Origin of the sequence: Xanthobacter autotrophicus (assembly GCF_029991245.1) — a bacterium.
Classification (GTDB): domain Bacteria; phylum Pseudomonadota; class Alphaproteobacteria; order Rhizobiales; family Xanthobacteraceae; genus Xanthobacter; species Xanthobacter autotrophicus_C.
In genome coordinates this window covers 1-661 of the sequence record NZ_JAIVFO010000324.1, presented here as the reverse complement: position 1 = coordinate 661, position 661 = coordinate 1, and the positions used below count along the sequence as shown (strand labels likewise).

The 661-nt window shown below is 70.5% G+C and carries 1 protein-coding gene; it reads left to right on the top strand.

Going from position 1 to position 661, the window contains the following annotated elements:
- Positions 1 to 241: 241 nt before the first annotated feature.
- Positions 242 to 661 (top strand): thermonuclease family protein (locus K9U41_RS23030; protein WP_282643161.1); only part of this gene is annotated, 420 nt, incomplete at its 3' end.

Here is a 661-nt window from a genome sequence, read left to right as displayed (position 1 = left end):
GGCAGGGGGAGTCCGTCCGCCTGCGCCGCGGGCTCCGGCGAGGAGCTGGCGGCGGCGTCGAGCGGGGGGCAAAAGGGGCCGGACATGCGGCAGGAGCCCTTCGCGGACGGCGCGTCCCTTTCAAGGGACCGGCGCCGGGCCAGACGGAAAACGCGTTCCCAACTCCTGAGGCCGTCGCGGTTAATGGGGGGTTAACGGACCTTCGCCGAAAGTCCGCCCGTTTAACCTTTCAGGGCCTCCCATGCGTATCAAGGACATCCTGCTGGCGGTGCTGATCCTGGGCGCGCTCGCGCTTCTGGCGGACCTGCTCAACCGGGAGGAAATGCTGGAGGGGCACGCATTTGCTGTGGATGGCGACACGCTCGACCTCGCCGGCACCCGCGTGCGCCTCACAGGGATCGACGCGCCGGAACTGAGGCAGGAGTGCATGCGGGCGGGGCGGCCCTGGGCTTGCGGCGAGGCGGCCCGCCGGATGCTTCAGGAGGCGCTGCGTGCCGGGCCTGTGGCCTGCGCCGCATCCCGGCGCGACACGTATGGCCGGCCTTTGGCCGTGTGCCGGGTCGGCCGTGTGAATCTGTCGGAACATATGGCGCAGCTAGGCTTTGCGGTGGCCTATCTCGGCCGCGCCTATGCCGGGGCGGAGGCCGAGATAGGCCACCGC